The organism is Streptomyces europaeiscabiei (assembly GCF_001550375.1).
GTDB classification, from domain to species: domain Bacteria; phylum Actinomycetota; class Actinomycetes; order Streptomycetales; family Streptomycetaceae; genus Streptomyces; species Streptomyces europaeiscabiei.
Genome location: NZ_LRTR01000838.1, coordinates 1 through 16,133, shown reverse-complemented (window position 1 = coordinate 16,133; position 16,133 = coordinate 1). Strand labels below are relative to the sequence as shown.

9 protein-coding genes and 1 pseudogene are annotated in these 16,133 nt (G+C 70.3%); 2 read left to right on the top strand and 8 right to left on the bottom strand.

Going from position 1 to position 16,133, the window contains the following annotated elements:
- From AWZ10_RS42690 to AWZ10_RS42670, 5 genes are all read right to left on the bottom strand, one after another.
- Positions 1-1,139, bottom strand: a 1,139-nt coding sequence (locus tag AWZ10_RS42690; RefSeq protein ID WP_060893823.1) for an alpha-amylase family glycosyl hydrolase, incomplete at its 3' end; no start/stop codon positions are given.
- 67 nt (positions 1,140-1,206) lie between these two features.
- Positions 1,207-2,124: a carbohydrate ABC transporter permease gene (locus AWZ10_RS42685; RefSeq protein WP_046706358.1), complete on the bottom strand. Its 918-nt coding sequence runs from the start codon at positions 2,122-2,124 to the stop codon at positions 1,207-1,209.
- A gap of 109 nt (positions 2,125-2,233) precedes the next feature.
- Positions 2,234-3,442 (bottom strand): carbohydrate ABC transporter permease, encoded by a 1,209-nt coding sequence (locus tag AWZ10_RS42680; protein WP_079104677.1) that lies wholly within the window; start codon positions 3,440-3,442, stop codon positions 2,234-2,236.
- 42 nt (positions 3,443-3,484) lie between these two features.
- Complete coding sequence (locus tag AWZ10_RS42675) at positions 3,485-4,732, bottom strand: extracellular solute-binding protein (protein WP_046706357.1); 1,248 nt, start codon at positions 4,730-4,732, stop codon at positions 3,485-3,487.
- 159 nt (positions 4,733-4,891) lie between these two features.
- Positions 4,892-5,902, bottom strand: a complete 1,011-nt coding sequence (locus AWZ10_RS42670; RefSeq protein WP_234360687.1) for a LacI family DNA-binding transcriptional regulator — start codon at positions 5,900-5,902, stop codon at positions 4,892-4,894.
- Between the two features lie 253 nt (positions 5,903-6,155).
- Between AWZ10_RS42670 and AWZ10_RS42665 the strand changes: the two genes are divergently transcribed.
- The gene (locus tag AWZ10_RS42665; RefSeq protein WP_060893822.1) at positions 6,156-8,378 is read left to right on the top strand and encodes a glycogen debranching N-terminal domain-containing protein; all 2,223 of its coding nucleotides are present in this window, start codon (positions 6,156-6,158) and stop codon (positions 8,376-8,378) included.
- A gap of 308 nt (positions 8,379-8,686) precedes the next feature.
- Here the strand turns inward: AWZ10_RS42665 and AWZ10_RS42660 are convergent.
- The 3 genes and pseudogenes from AWZ10_RS42660 to AWZ10_RS42650 form a co-directional block, all read right to left on the bottom strand.
- Positions 8,687-9,121 (bottom strand): annotated as a pseudogene (locus AWZ10_RS42660) (DUF418 domain-containing protein); the annotation flags it as partial.
- 171 nt (positions 9,122-9,292) lie between these two features.
- Positions 9,293-11,008 carry an MFS transporter gene (locus tag AWZ10_RS42655; protein ID WP_060893821.1) on the bottom strand — a complete coding sequence of 572 codons (1,716 nt, stop codon included), beginning with the start codon at positions 11,006-11,008 and terminating at the stop codon, positions 9,293-9,295.
- Between the two features lie 431 nt (positions 11,009-11,439).
- On the bottom strand, positions 11,440-12,501 hold the full coding sequence (locus tag AWZ10_RS42650; protein WP_060893820.1) for a zinc-binding dehydrogenase: 1,062 nt from the start codon (positions 12,499-12,501) through the stop codon (positions 11,440-11,442).
- 305 nt (positions 12,502-12,806) lie between these two features.
- Between AWZ10_RS42650 and AWZ10_RS42645 the strand changes: the two genes are divergently transcribed.
- Positions 12,807-16,019, top strand: coding sequence for a bifunctional cytochrome P450/NADPH--P450 reductase (locus AWZ10_RS42645; protein ID WP_052769575.1), 3,213 nt, complete (start codon positions 12,807-12,809; stop codon positions 16,017-16,019).
- Positions 16,020-16,133: the final 114 nt, after the last annotated feature.

Genomic DNA, 16,133 nt, shown 5'->3' with positions numbered 1-16,133 from the left:
AGGGCGAGCATCAGCAGGGCCGCCGCCCGTGCTCGGCGGGTGCCCAGGGCGAGGTCGGCGGGTTGGTGGCCCTCGTCGCGCAGCGGGGTCGTGACGCCGGTGTGGGCGCGGCCGTAGCGGGTGACGTGGCGGGTCTCGTCGTGGTTGGAGAGGACCCAGGTGGCGGGGGCGCCGACCTTCGCCAGGTCGGTGATGGTGCGGTCGATCACCTCCCGCAGCTTGTCCGCCTCCAGGGCGCACTTGAGGAAGTCGAAGTTGAAGGCGGTGTGGAGTTCGTCCGCGCGGAGGTAGTCGGGCATGCGGCCGGGGCGGACGTGGGCCTCGGCGACGAAGACGCGGGGGTCGGGGTAGCTGTCGGCGATGGCGCGCCAGCCGCGGAAGATGTCGTGGACGCCCTCGCGGTCCCAGTGCGGGTGGTTGTCCTGGCCCTCGTCGGCGAGGACGGAGAACTCCGGCAGGCCGAGGTCCGGGAGAGCCGGGTCCTTGACCATGCCGTGGGCGACGTCGATGCGGAAGCCGTCGACGCCCAGGTCGAACCAGAAGCGCAGGATCGACTCGAACTCGGCCCGGACCTCGTCGTTGTCCCAGTTGAGGTCGGGCTGTTCGGGGGCGAAGAGGTGGAGGTACCACTGGCCGTCGGGGGTGCGGGTCCAGGTGGGGCCGCCGAAGGCCGCGTGCCAGTCGTTCGGGGGCAGGGAGCCGTTCTCGCCCTTGCCGTCACGGAAGATGAACCGCTCCCTTTCCGGGGAGCCGGGCGCCGCCGCCAGTGCCTGCTGGAACCAGGCGTGTCGGTCGGAGGTGTGGTTGGGGACGATGTCCAGGATCACCCGCAGGCCCAGTTCGTGGACTTCGGTGATCAGTTTCCGGGCCTCGTCCAGGGTGCCGTAGGCGGGGTGGATGTCGCGGTAGTCGGAGACGTCGTAGCCGCCGTCGGCCAGGGGGGACGGGTACCAGGGGTTGATCCAGATCGCGTCGACACCGAGGTAGGCCAGGTACTGCAGGCGGGAGCGGAGGCCGGCGATGTCGCCGGTTCCGTCGCCGTCGCCGTCCGCGAAGCTACGTATGTAGACCTGGTAGATCGCGGCGGTCCGCCACCAGGAGTCAGTTGCGGCGTCGTTCGTGAGGGTTGGGTTGCTCATGGGGCTCGGTCCTGTCGGAGTACACAGACGCGTTGCTGACGGTTGATCACTCGGGGCACCGGCCGGGTTATCCCTTGGTCGCGCCGGATGTTCCGCCGCGTACGAAGTGCCGCTGGAAGGCGAAGAACACCAGGGCCACGGGGATGGTCATGAGCAGGGTCGCCGCGAGTTTGAGCGGGTACTGGTTGCCCGAACCGAGCTGGCCGGAGACGAGTGAGGCGACCCCGGTGGTGAGGGTGTTCAGTTCCGGGCTCTGCCGGGACACGATGAAGTGGCCCAGTTCGTTCCATGATCCCTGGAACGACAGGATGGTCAGGGTGAGAAGTGCGGGCCGGGCCATCGGCAGCACGATGGACCAGAAGGTCCGGAAGGTGCTCGCGCCGTCGATGCGGGCTGCTTCCTCGACGCTGACGGGGATCGACTCGAAGAACTGCTTCATGATGAACACCCCCGCGGCGTCGGCGAGGAGCGGGACGATCATGCCCGAGTAGGAGTCGTACATCCCGATCTGGTTGAGGACGAGGAATTTCGGGATGAGCAGGACGACGCCGGGCACGGCCATGACCGCGATGACGGCGGCGAACAGTGCGCCCCGGCCGGGGAAGCGCAGCCGGGCCAGTGCGTATCCGGCGAGGGAGTCGAAGAACACGCGGCCCGCGGTGACGAGGAGCGCGACGACGACGGAGTTCGCGAACCAGCGCGGATAGTCCGCCTCGGCGAGCCGGCTGAAGGCCGCGGTGGTGAAGTGGGTCGGCCACAGCGACAGCGGGTTACCGGTGGCGTCCGCATCGGTCTTGAAGCTCGTCGCGAGCTGGATGAGGAAGGGGTAGATGTAGAGCAGCGCGACGAGGACGAGGGCTGTGTAGCCGAGTGCACGGGTGAGGCCGCCGCGTCGTGCGCGGTTGCGTTCTCTGCGGGGCGCGTGCGTGGCGGCGTCCGCGTGTGCTGCGGTGTCTGTGTCGGCAAGCTTGGGATGTGTGCTCATCGCGTGCCTCTGTGGACGTCGGGGCTGGCCGCCGGGGCGGCCGTGGTGGTGGGCGCTGTTGGATCGGTTCCGGGTTGCGGGCAGAGGGCCGTTGCGGGGGTGCGGGGCATCAGATGGTGCCCGCGGTCGGGCCGGACCCGGAGCGTGCCGCCTTCGCCGCGCGCCGGGTGGCAGCCTTGGCGCGGGCTTCGTCCTTGTCGCGCAGGACGAACCGCTGCAGCAGGGTCATCGCGACGATGATCGCGAAGAGGATGAAGGCGATGGCGCTGCCCTGTCCCCACTCGTTGTCGGTGAACGAGGACTGGTAGGAGAGGAACGCGGGGGTGAGTGTCGTCTTCGCGGGTGCGCCCTTGCTCATGACGTAGATCTGGTCGAAGACCTGCCAGGTGCCGATGAGTCCGAGAGTCAGGACGAGGAAGAGCGTCGGCTTGAGCATGGGCAGCGTCACGTGGCGGAACCGCTGCCAGCGCCCGGTGCCGTCGATCTCGGCGGCCTCCTCGACTTCGAGAGGGATGTCCTGCAGTGCGGCGAGGAACATGAGCATGAACGTGCCCGCGGTCGTCCACACGACCAGGGTGATGATCGCGGTCATGGCCACGCTGGGGCCGGCGAGCCACTCCCACAGGGACAGGCCGCCGACGGATGTGTCGGCGAGTGCGGACGGTGGCGCGTCGGTGTTCACACCGAGTGCGCCGAGGGCGAGATGGATGATGCCGCGCGGGTCGGCGAACCATGCCGGTCCGTCGACTCCGATCTTCGCCAGCAGGGAGTTGACGACTCCGCTGGAGGAGAAGATGAACAGGAAGACGACCGAGATCGCGACCGAGCTCGTCACCGACGGGAAGTAGTAGGCGGTGCGGAAGAATCCCTTGCCTTTGAGCCGCTTGCCGTTGACGAGGAGCGCCAGGCCCAGCGCGAGCGCGGTCTGCAGCGGGACGACGAAGAGGACGTAGTAGGCGTTGTTGCGCAGGCTCGTCATGAAGTCGCTCTGCGCCAGGCCGGGTTCGGTGAGGATCTGCTCGTAGTTCTCCGCACCGTCGAAGTGCACGCCTGAAGAGAAGGGGCTGCCCTGGCCGTTCCAGTCGGACAGGCTCACCCAGAGCGCCATGACTATGGGCACGACCAGGAAGAGCCCGAGCACGACGATCACCGGTGAGACGAACAGCCAGCCGGCGAGACCTTCCCGGCCTCGGATACCGCCGCGGGGGGCCCGGGTGCGGCGGCCTCGGTCTCCACCGGCCTTGGCAGCGGCTGCAGTCCGGGCAGGTGCCGGGCCGCTGCCCGGGCCCTTGGCGGGCCCGGGATTCGGTTCACTCATCGCAGGTTCACTCTCGTTCTACTCGTGGCCGGACGATCCGGGTTACTGGCCTACGACCGCCTGCGCGTTCTTCTGGAGCCGCTTGAGGATCTGCTCCGGGTCGGCACCCGGCAGTGACTGAAGACCGGTGTCGAAGTCGGCGAGCACCTGGTCGATCTTCGGGACGTTCACCGGGGCCTGGGCGTACGCGGCGCCGTCGATGAATGCCTTGTCCTGCGGGAACTGGGCGACGTAGTCGGCCTGGACGGACTGCCGGGACGGCATCACGCCGATGGCCTTGGCGAAGGTCATCTGGTTGTCCTTCGAGGTCATCGCCTTGACGAAGTCGATGGCGGCGGCCTTGTTCTTGCTCTTCGCGGCGATGCCCCAGCACTGGGTGAAGGCGAGCGTGCCCTCGCCGGCGGGTCCGGCCGGCAGCGGGACCGTCTTGTACTTGACGTCCGGGTAGTCGTTCTTCATGGCGCCGGCGATCCAGTTGCCCTCGATCGTCATGGCGGCCTTCTGCTTGCCGAAGGCCTCGCCCGGCCAGCCGGAGTCGAGCTGCTTGGGGTACTTGGCCGAGCCGTCGGTGAGCAGCGACTGCACGAACTTCAGGGCCTTGAGGTTCTCCGGAGAGTCCGCGGTGACCTTGGTGGCGTCCTTGTTCGTCACCCAGCCGCCGGCCTGGACCATGAAGGCACCGATCCGGTCGCGCGTGTCGCCGAGCGCGAGGCCGACCTGCTTGCCCGTGGTCAGCTTCTTCGCCACGGACGCCAGTTCCTCCCAGGTGGTGGGATAGTCGGCGTCCGTCAGGCCGGCCTTCGACCACGCCTTGGTGTTGATCTGCAGGCCGAGAGTGGAGAAGTCCTTGGGGGCGCAGTAGAGCTTGCCGTCGTAGGTGAAGGCCTGTCGCAGAGCGGGGTAGAAGTCGTCCTTGCCCTCGAAGCTGTCGCCGTACGGTTCGAGGCTGCCCGCGCTGGCGTACGTCGCGAAGCGGCCGGCGTCGACGTAGAAGACGTCCGGCGGATTGTTCGAGGCGAAGCCCTGGCCGAGCTGCTGGCCGATGTCCTGCGCCTGCGTGACGGTCGCCTTGTTGCCGGACTTCGTCCCCCATGCGTCGGAGGCGGCCGTGACGGCCTTCGTCTCCGCGTCGCCGCTGGAGGCGATGAGGACCTTGATCGAGGCGGGGCCGGACGACGCCTGGCCGTCTGCCTTGTCGGTGTCGTCGAAGCCGCTGCCACCACAGGCCGACAGGCTGAGCGACAGCAGCGCGATGCTGCCAACAACCCAACGAGTACGCGGATTTCTCATGATAAATCTCCTTGCGCAGGCCGGCCTGACGAGCCGGTGGTAGAGGGGGACCGCGTCCCGTCCGCTGCACTGCAGCGTGAGCGGGATCGCAGATGTCGGCCGGACGGGCTTATGGAGCCGCTCGGCGGGGTGAGAAGGGTGCGGGTGCCGCGGGACGGCTCAGCCGCTCGCCCGGACGACGAGCCGGGGCGGCAGCAGGATCGGGGTGGGCGGGACGGCCGGCGGTTTTGGAGTCGCCAGCAGTTCCTGGAGCATCCGCAGACAGGCGGCCGCGGCCTCGTCGTACGGCTGCGCCAAGCTGCTCAGGCCGACGACCGCCGCGGTCGGGGAGTCGTCGAAGCCGACCACCGCGACATCGGCCCCGGGGCGCAGCCCGCGTGCGGTGATCTCGGTCCAGGCCCCGAGCGCCAGTGAGTCGCTCGCGCAGACGATCGCGGTCGGCGGCTTGGGCAGGTCGAGCATCGCCGCGGCGGCCTCACGGCCGGTGTCGAGCCCGTCGGGGACGCCCACGTCGTAGCCGGCGGGGACGTCGATGCCGGACACGGCCAGGAGGGTGGACCAGCCGCTGCGCCGGTCGTCGCCGACCTCTGAACCTTGCGGTCCTTCCGGCCAGCCGAGGAAGGCGATGCGCCGGTGGCCGCTCTCGATGAGATGCCGGGTCGCGGCAAGGGTCCCTTGCGCGCCGTCGACATCGACCCAGCCATGCCGCTCGGCGGCCTCGGGTTCAGCCCCCCAGGGCCGGCCGAACGTCACGAACGGCACCCGGCGCTCGGCCAGCCACGCCGTCCGGCGGTCGCCGGCGTGGGTGGCGTGCAGAACGAAGGCGTCAAGGTCGTGATCGTCGAGAAGCTGTTCGTACAGGGAGCATTCGTGATCGTCATCGGTGGCCGTGAAGACCACGATCCGGTAGCCCGCCTCCTGGGTACGGGCGGTCAGCGACTGCAGGAAGTGAGCGAGGACGGCACCGTTGACACCGTCACGCGGCGGCTCGATACGCGCGCCGATCAGTCGTGAACGCCGGGTCCGCAGCGTCCGGGAAGCCTGGTTCGGGCGGTAGTTGAGTTCCTCGATGGCGGCCTGCACGCGGGCCAGGGTCTCCGGCCGCACCCGATGCGGCGCGTTGATGACGTTGGAGACCGTCTGCATCGACACGGAGGCATGCCGCGCCACGCTTTCGAGTGTTACTCGCGCCATCGCGAAGCCACCTCCACAAAGTTCACCGCACCGCACCGCAGCGTATCGCTGTCGCAGTGCCGCATCGTCACGCCATCGCGCTTGGATTTGAACGTTAAATTTAGCGTTCTGATCGGTTACTGTGGCGATCGGCGCCCGGACTGTCAAGAGTCGGCGCAGTCACAAACCGGCACACGACCCCGCCCCCACCAACCGCCCACGAGACACGAGGGCACCGGACGGAGCTTTGATGACTTCACCCCAGCGGCAGCCGCTCCTGCACGACCTCGCGGTCACCCTCGCCGCCCCGACCGTCGCCCTGTCCGCGCCGGACGGCAACCTCGACGCCGCCACGCCCGGGGCCGCCGTGCACGGGCTCTTCCACGCCGACATACGGGCGCTGAGTCTGCTGCGGGTGACGCTGCGCCCCGACCACGCACCGTCCGGCGAGCACGAGGGGAAGGCGCCTCCCGCTGCCGCCGGAGACGCCGAGGCCGAGGGCGATGCCGAGGGGATGGGCATGGGCACACACGCGGGCGAGGCCGAGATCACGGGCGAGGGCTGGCTTCCGGTCGTCACGGTCATGAACGCGACGGACGGACCCGGCCGCAGCCGCTTCGTCGGCCTGGCCCAGGCGCTCGGCGACGCCGTCCCCGACCCGACCGTCCGGGTCGACCGACGGCGTACGGTGACTCCCGGTCGGCTCGCCGAACAGCTGACCGTCCGCTCCACCGCGACCACGCCCGTGCATCTCGCCGTCCGGGTCGAGGTGGCCGGAGACCTCGTGACACTGGAGCACACCAAGGCGGGCCTGCCGCCCCGCTCTCCCGCCGAGCCGACCGGTGAACTGCGCTCCGGCGCAGGCGTGTTGCGCTGGGGCGACCAGGCAGTGGACGTCGCCGTCAGCGCCCCCGGCGCGACGCCCGACGCCGAGCGTTCCACCCTGACCTGGACCCTCACGGTCAAGCCCGGCGAGAACGTCGACCTGCACCTGGCCGTCGAGGTCTCCGACACGGCCGCGGTCGTCACGGCCGCCGGCCACAAGCCCACCTGGCAGCGCCCGGATGTCACCGCCGACGACCGCCGGCTGCCCGCCCTCGTCGCACAGAGCCTGGACGACCTCCACTCGCTGCGCATGGCCACCGCCGCATCGCCCGGCGACACCTTCCTCGCCGCGGGCATCCCCTGGTTCTTCACCCTCTTCGGCCGGGACAGCCTGTGGGCCGCACGGATGCTCCTGCCGCTGGGCACCGACCTCGCCCTGGGCACCCTGCGCACCCTGGCCGCCCAGCAGGGCACCCGCACCGATCCGGCCACGGAGGAGGAGCCGGGCAAGATCCTCCACGAGGTCCGGCGCGGACTCTTCGACGACGGCCAGGGCCTGCGCCTGCCACCCGTCTACTTCGGCACCGTCGACGCCACCCCCCTGTGGATCTGCCTCCTCCACGACGCATGGCGCTGGGGCCTGCCCACCGACGACATCGAACCGCTGCTGCCCGCACTCACAGCGGCACTCGGCTGGATCGACGCCGCAGCCCAGGCCGGAGACGGCTTCCTCTCCTACATCGACCACAGCGGCACCGGACTTGCCAACCAGGGCTGGAAAGACTCCGGCGACGCCGCCCGGTACGCCGACGGCCGACTCGCCGAAGCACCCCTCGCCCTCGCCGAAGTACAGGGCTACGCCTACGAAGCAGCCCTCGCCGGAGCGGCACTCCTCGACGCCTTCCACCTGCCCGGCGGCGAACACTGGCGCACCTTCGCAGCCGACCTTGCCGACCGCTTCCGCGCTCGGTTCTGGGTCTCCGACCAGCAAGGCCCCTACCCCGCCATGGCCCTCGACGGCTCGGGCCGCCCCGTCGACTCCGTCACCAGCAACATCGGCCACCTCCTGGCCACCGGCATCCTCAACCCCGACGAGACCGCCACCGTCGCCGCACGGCTCGCCGCCCCCGACATGTCCGACGCCTACGGACTGCGAACGATGTCGTCGACATCCGGCGGCTACGGCCCCCTGCGCTACCACTGCGGCACCGTCTGGCCCCACGACACCGCCATCGCCGTCACCGGCCTCGCCCGCACCGGACACCACCAAGCCGCCGCCCGGCTCATCGAAGGCATCCTCGCCGCGGCACCGGCCTTCGACTACCGACTGCCCGAACTGTGGGGCGGCGACGCTCGCACGGACACCCCCGCCCCGGTCCCCTACCCGGCCGCCTGCCGCCCACAAGCCTGGTCAGCGGCAGCAGCCATCGCCCTCATGACCGCGCTGACCGGCCTCGATCCCGACGTACCCGCCGGCCGCCTCCACCTCCGACCGACAGGCCCACTCCCCATCGGCGCACTCACCGTCCAAGGACTCACCCTCGCCGGAGAACAACTCGACGTCGCCATCGGCACCGACGGCCGCATCGAATCGGTTACGGCACCTGAGGGACTGATCGTCGAGGAACACACCGCGCCGCGCTCCTGAGGATCACGTGGCACCGCCGCGCTCACCGTTGGCAGCACCGAGATGGGCTTCGGCAGCCATGCCGGCCTAACGCATCGGGAGTACCGGGGCGGCCTGCTCATGGGGCAACGCCTACCGCGCTCGTCACAGGAGGCAAACGGGCGCGGCTCGTCGCGCTGCCCGACCCCGCGGGCTCGACTGCCTGATCACGGGAATCGTCCGCCTCGTCCGCCTCGGTTCGCAGCAGACGGTGCAGAGCGTTGGTGTCGTCGGCGCTCGGCGGCGTTGTGCTCAAGGGTGACGGCTCGGTGCCCAGGCCCGGCCTGGCCTCATCGGATGTACGTCGCCGGCTTGGTGGCGGCGTTGACCAGATACTCCAGGGGGCCGCGGCGGAAGAAGCGGGACCAGACCGCGGCGAACAGGGTGGCGCCGAGGAGGAACATGAGCAGCGGCCCCCAGGACTGTTGGACGTCGCCGCTGGGCACGGACAGCACGGGCTGTGCGACGAAGTGGCCGACATAGGCCGTCAGGGACATGGTCCCCACGGCGACGACCGGTTTGGCCAGACGGCGCAGCCATGGCAGGCGCTCCATCGCCACCGTCGCGCACACGAGCACGGTGATGGCGACCGCTATGCTGCCGATGATGTCGAACGTGGTGCCGCTGTGCGGCGAGCCCGACAAGAGCGACGAGGCCGGAAGATCCGGAAGGTAGGACTCGAACGACCCGCTGTCGAGGGGTATCGACCCGGAGCCGCTGGACGACGACGGCAGTTGCTTGTTCCCGAAGAAACAGTCGCGGGGCGGTGAACCCCTCGAGCCCGGTGACACCCCCCCAGGTCGACCCATCGACAGGGGAGAACAGTCACACCGGGCCCGGAGGCCGGCGGCCTTCTGGCGGGACGCTTGGAACATGAGGAAACATGACGCCCGGGATCACGGATTCGAGTGGGTGAACTCTGGCTCCTTCTCCTGAGCGACCGAGGTCTGGATCCCTGCTCCGGCCTTGGCCCTGTTCTCCGCCCCTGCTTCCGCACTGCGGCCCTTGCCCGGAAGCAGAAGGGCCACGGCCACCGCCCCCGCTCCCAGGATCGCCGCGCCCACCAGGCTGGTGTGAGCCACCGCGTTCGCGAAGGACGAGCCGACCGCCTCCGCCATCCGGTGGGCTCCGTCGGTGAGTTGGCCGGCCTGCTCCTGGAGCTGTGCGGCCTGCTGCGGGTCGGTCGCCCGCGCTGCTTGGTCGGCGAGCTGCCGTGCCTGGTCGCCGATGCCCTCGGCGACCGAGTACCCGGCGGCGACCGAGTCCTGCGCCTGGCTCAGTGCGTCGGCCGGGAGTTCACTGCCGGCGGTTGCGTCCGACAGGTTCGACGAGTACGAGGTCGACAGCAGCGAACCGAGGATGGCGATGCCGATCGCCCCGCCCAGTTCCTGCGAGGTGTCGTTGACCGCGCTGCCCACGCCCAGCTCCTCCTCGGGGAACGCGCCCATGATCGCGTCCGTGCAGGGCGAGAGCGCCAGGCCGATCGCGAGCCCGAGTGCGAAGAGGGGTGCCACGAAATCGCCGTACGACGACGACTCGTCGACCTGGGTGAGCAGCGCGAGTGCCAGCGTGCCGCCGGCCATGCCCGCGACGATCGTCGCCTTCATGCCGATGCGCGGGGTGAGGTAACCGGTCAGCGCGGAGCCGACGAAGACCGCGCCGGCGAGCGGCAGCATGCGTATGCCGGTCTCCAGCGCGTCGTACCGCAGGACGAACTGGAGGTGCTGGGTGAGGAAGAAGAAGGCGCCGAAGACCGCGAGGAGGAACAGTACGACGGCGATGTTGGCACCCGTGAACGCACGGTTCGCGAATCGGCGCAGGTCGAGGAGGGGGTGCGGGTGGCGCAGCTCCCAGAGGACGAATCCCACGAGCCCCACGACCGTGACGACCGTGCCCGTGGCCGCTTTGGCGTCCCAGCCGTGCGGGGCCTCGATGAGCGTGAAGACCAGCGCGGCGATCCAGACCACCGACAGCAGCCCACCGGCGTAGTCGATTCGCGGCGCGTGCGTGGCCTTGGACGGTGGTACCAGGACGAAGGTGCCGACGATGGCGAGGGCGATCACCGGAACGTTGGTCAGGAAGGTGGACTGCCAGCCGAAGCTCTCCAACAGCGTGCCCGCGATCAGCGGTCCCGCGGCGATGGCGAAACCTGCGGTGCCCGCCCACAAGGTGATCGCCTTGGTCCGCTCGGCGCGCGGGAACGTCGCGGCGAGCAGGGAGAGCGTGGCGGGCATGATGAGCGCCGCACCGACACCCATCACCGCACGCGCCGCGATGACTCCGGCCGCACTGTCGACCAGTGAACCCCAGACTGCTCCGCCGCCGAACAGGACGAGCCCGAGAACGAGCGCGCCGCGTCGGCTGTACTTGTCGCCGATCGCGGCGAACAGCAGCATCAGGGCGGCGTAAGGGATGGTGTAGGCGTCGATCACCCACTGCAGGTCCGTGCTGGACAGACCGAGGTCCTGGGTCATGGAGGGAGCCGCGACCGTGAGGGCGGTGTTGGCCATCACGATCATCAGCAGGCTCAGGCAGAGCACGAGCAGAGCCCACCAGCGCCGGGCGTAGGGCCCGTTCATTCTCTCGACCGGTTCGTCTATGAACACACGCATGAGCTGGGGTCCTTTCACGAAGGGGGGTCCGCGCGATGCCCCTGCGGGCGGGGGTGGGGGGCAGGGACACGAGACGGCAGGGAAGCCGCGAGCACCCGTTCGACAGACTTTATCATGTGACAAAGTCGATTGACTTGGCCTGGTGTCAGGTAGCTGTTGTGAGGTGCGTCGCCCGGTGGGTGCTCGCTTGCTGCGCCGAGGGGTGCTGCGTGGGCGCTGCTTGTCGTGGGCGCCCGTAGGTGGGTGCCGCTTGCCGCTGGCATCCACGAGCGGACGCTGCGGCGGGATCGGCGACCCATGTGCCTCTGCTGGGACATGGGTCGTCGGCTGCGGCCGCAGGGGCAGCCTGAGTGCACTTCGTGGGAGGAGCCCCCTCCGGCGGCAACGTGCTGCCGGAGGGGGCTCCTTCTCGACCGGGCGGGGCCGTGGAGTCAGGGCGTGAGTACGAGCCGGATCGGGTCGCCGATCTTCTTCTCCAGGCGGGCGACGGCGTCCGGCGCGTCGGCCAGGGGTACGTGGGCGGTGATGGACGGGGCGAGGTCGATCCGTCCGGCGGAGGCAAGGCGGATGAGCTCTGCCACGTGCTCGGGCCCGGAGCCGTAGTGGCCGCGGATCTGGTTGCCCTGGAAGCAGAAGCCCAAGCTGTCACCGATGATGATCGGCTCCGGCGTGAGCCCTGCCAGGACCAGGACCCCTTCGGGACCGAGCGCGGCGGCGGCCTGTGCGCGGGCCGCGGGGACGCCGGCGAAGTCGAACGCGACCTGAACGCCCCGTCCGCCAGTGGCCTGGTCCACCGCCTCGGCGAAGCCCGCCGAGGTCGGGTCCAGCGCGACGTCCGCCCCGAAGGCGAGGGCGCGTTCGCGCGCGGTGGGCAGCGGGTCGACGGCGATGATCGGGGCCGCGCCGACCATGCGGGCGAGCCGGATGCCGTGTGCGCCCAGGCCGCCCGCACCCCAGATGCCGACCGCCTGTGCGGGCCGGACCGCGCCCGTCCCCACGATGGCGGCGTACGGGGTGGAGACCGCGTCGGGGATGATCGCGGCCTGGTCGAAGGGCAGGCCGTCCGGGATCGGGAGCAGGGTGTCCTCGCGGGCGACGGCGTACTGGGCCCAGCCCCCGTCGTAGTCCACGCCGCGCGTCAGCGGCTGCCGGCATGACATGCGGCGCAGACAGTCCCCGCACTCCCCGCACGCCTGCCCCGCCTGGAGCACCACCCGCTGACCGGGTGCCCACATGCCCCGCACGTCCGGGCCGAGGGTGTGGACGACGCCCGCGACCTCGTGGCCGAGGGTGACCGCGCGGCTGTTCGCGACCGCGTCGACCGGGAAGGCGGGGCTGAGACTGCCGTCGATCAGGTGGACGTCCGACAGGCACACCCCGGCGGCCCGCACCTCGACCAGGACCTCTCCCGGGCCCGGCACCGGCAGGGGAACCTCTTCGACCGCGAACGTACGTGTGTCCAGGTGAAGCCGTCCGGCGAGCATCGTGCTCATGGCGGGAACCTCTATTCGTTCGATGGTGCCTGTGCGGATGTGACTGCACACAAGCGCTTTGGTCGGTCGACCATGTCGATTAACCATGTCGATGGACGGAGTCGTGTGTCAAGTCGTCGGTCCACCCAACGTCCAACACCCCCGCCTCGCCCTGGAACACCCCCGCCTCGTCCTGTCCAACACCTCCGCCTCGCCCTGTCCAACGACCTTGTCGTGTAACCGTTTCAATCGACCTTGTCATTCGACAATGTCGTGTGTAGGTTGATCCGCAAGCGACTTACCGGTGCGGAACGAAAGGCAATCTCATGACTCACGAGGCCCTGCGCGGAACCGAACCGATCCCCCAGCGGCCGGGCCTCCCCCTGGTCGGCAGCGCGTTCGACATCCCCAGTGACTCCATCCCCCTGTTCCACGTGATGAAGGAGGCGAAGGAGCTGGGGCCGCTGTTCAAGCTCAGCGTCTTCGGTCACGAGGTCACCTTCGCCTCCGGCCTCGACCTCGTCACGGAGCTGGCGGACGAGACCCGTTTCCGCAAGAACGTGCACGACGTGCTCGAGACCCTGCGGGGGCTCGCCGGCGACGGGCTCATCACCGCCCACAACGACGAGCCCAACTGGCGCAAGGCGCACGACGTCCTGATGCCGGCGTTCTCCCTGGGCGCGATGCGCGGCTACCACGCCACGATGCTCAAGGTCGCCCGGGAGCTGATCGGGAAGTGGGACCAGGCGGTGGGTGCGGAGCCCGTGGACGTCGGCGACGACATGACACGGCTGACCCTCGACACGATCGGTCTGTGCGGCTTCGGCTACGACTTCGAGTCGTTCAGTCGGAAGGAACCGCACCCCTTCGTCTCGTCCCTGTCACGGGTGCTCGGCTTCGTCCAGGACAAGGCGGATTCCATACCCGGCACGGAAATGTTCAAGTGGAAGAAGGCGGAGCGGTTCCGCGAGGACACGACCGCCATGAAGGACCTGGTCGACGACGTGATCCGGCAGCGCAGGGCGTCCGGCGACCAGAGCACGGACGACATCCTCGGGCGCATGCTGCACACCCGCGACGCGGTGACGGGCGAGCCCCTGGACGACGTCAACATCCGCTACCAGGCGATCACGTTCCTCATCGCCGGTCACGAGACCACCAGTGGCGCCCTGTCGTTCGCCCTCTACTACCTGACCAAGCACCCCGAGATCCTCGCCCGCGCGCAGGCCGAGGTCGACGCCGTGTGGGGCGACTCGGACGCCCCCGACCCGGACTACGGGGACATCGGCAAACTGTCGTACATCCGACAGGTGCTCAACGAGGCTCTGCGGCTGTGGCCGACGGCCCCCGTGTACGGCGTGGAGGCGCTTGAGGACACCGTCATCGGCGGGAAGTACGCCCTGCGCAAGGGCGAGGCGGTCGAGGTCCTCATCCCGCAGCTGCACCGCGACCCCGCCTGGGGTGAGAACGTCGAGCTGTTCGACCCCGACCGGTTCCTGCCCGAGCGGGAGGAGGAGCGGCCGGTCCACCTGTTCAAGCCGTTCGGCAGCGGTGAACGCGCCTGTATCGGACGCCAGTTCGCGCTGCACGAGGCGACGCTGGTCCTCGCGCTGGTGATCCATCGCTACCGCCTGATCGACCACGCCGACTACCAGCTGAGGATCAGCCAGTTCGTCACCATCAAGCCCGACGGGTTCACCCTGAACCTCGCCCTGCGCACCAGCGGCGAGCGGCGCCTGCCCACCGTCGCCGCGAGCGTTGCCGTCGCCGCCGAGGACCGCCCCGCCGCCGGCCGCGCCACCGGCACCGCGCTGACCCTGCTGCACGGCTCCAACCTGGGTACCTGCGCCGGCATCGCCCGCGACCTCGCGTCGGACGGCGACGCGCGCGGGTTCGCCCCGTCCGTCGCGCCCCTCGACGACTCCGTGGGCAAGCTCTCCGCCGGCGACGGCCCGGTCGTGATCGTCGCCGCCTCCTACAACGGCAGGCCCACCGACGACGCCACCGGGTTCGTCACCTGGCTGGAGGGACTCGAGCCCGGCTCGCTCGACGGCCTGACGTACGCCGTACTCGGCGTCGGCGACCGCAACTGGGCCGCCACCTACCAGCGCATCCCCACCCTCATCGACGAGCGGCTCACCGCCGCGGGCGCCACCTCACTGCTGCAGCGCGCCGCCGCCGACGCCTCCGGCGACTTCGCCGGCACGGTGGACCGGTGGACCGACGACCTGTGGACCGCCCTGCTGGAGCGGTACGGAGCCGCCGGGGAGGCCGCCGGGGCAGAGCCGGACGCCGACCAGGAGACGGGACTGTACGAGCTGGAGGACACGACCGACTCGGTCATCGGCGGGCTCGCGGCACGGCACGGCGTCCAGCCCATGGAGGTGCTCGACGCCTGCGAACTGGTCGACATGAACCACGGACTGGGCCGCTCCAAGCGCTTCCTCGAACTGCGGCTGCCCGAGGGCGTCACCTACCGCACCGGCGACCACATCGCCGTGCTCCCGAGCAACCCGGCCGACCTCGTCCAGCGCGTGGCCGACCGCTTCTCCCTCGACCTGGACCGCACCGTCCGCCTCCGTGCCCGCCGCCGCAGCCGGGGCGCCCTGCCCGTCGACCGCCCGCTGACCCTGCGCCGCCTGCTCACCGACTTCGTCGAACTGCAGGACCCCGCCACCCAGGAGCAGGCCGCCGTGCTCGCCGAGCACACCGCCTGCCCGCCCGAGAAGCGACCCCTGGCCGAACTCGCCGCGGCGGATGCGGAGGCCTTCCGCGAGCGGGTGACCGCCGCCGGACGCAGCGTCCTGGACCTGCTGGAGCGCTACCGGGCCTGCGAACTGCCGTTCGAGGTCTTCCTGGAGCTGCTGCCCGTACTTCGCCCGCGCCACTACTCGATCTCCTCCTCCGCAGAGGCGGCACCCGGCGAGGTCGACCTGATGGTGTCGCTGCTCGCCGCGCCCCACCGCTGCGGCGGGGGCACCTTCCGCGGCATCGGCTCGCACTACCTGCAGACCGTGACGGCCGGCGACACGGTCCAGGCCCGGGTGCTGCCCTGCAACGAGGCCTTCCGCCTGCCCGAGGACGACTCCGTGCCGGTGATCCTGGTCAGCGCGGGCACCGGCCTGGCTCCCTTCCGCGGGGCCGTCCTCGACCGCCACCACGCCCGGTCGACCGGCACGCTGCTGTGCTACTTCGGCTGCGACCACCCCGACGTCGACTACCTCCACCGCGCGGAATTCGAGGCGGCCGAGGCCGCCGGAGCCGTCAGCATGCGACCCACCTTCGCCTGCGCCCCCGAAGACGGCGCCCGCTTCGTCCAGGACCGCATCGCGAAGGAGAGCGACGAGGTCTGGGCCGTGCTGGAGGCCGGCGGCCGGGTCTACATCTGTGGGGACGGCCGTCGGATGGCCCCGGCGGTGCGGGAGGCGTTCATGGCGATCTACCGGGACCGCACCGGTGCGGGCGAGGAAGAGGCCACCGCCTGGCTGGCCGCCATGACCGAGTCCGGTCACTACGTGGAGGACGTCTGGGCCGGCTGACCGCCCCCACGGCACGGCGGCAGCGTCCACCGCACCGGATCCCGGCCCGGCCCCCGTCTCGGCGCCGGGCCGGGCGATCCCCTCGTGCGGACGGCCCGGGGCCGGCTCGCCGTC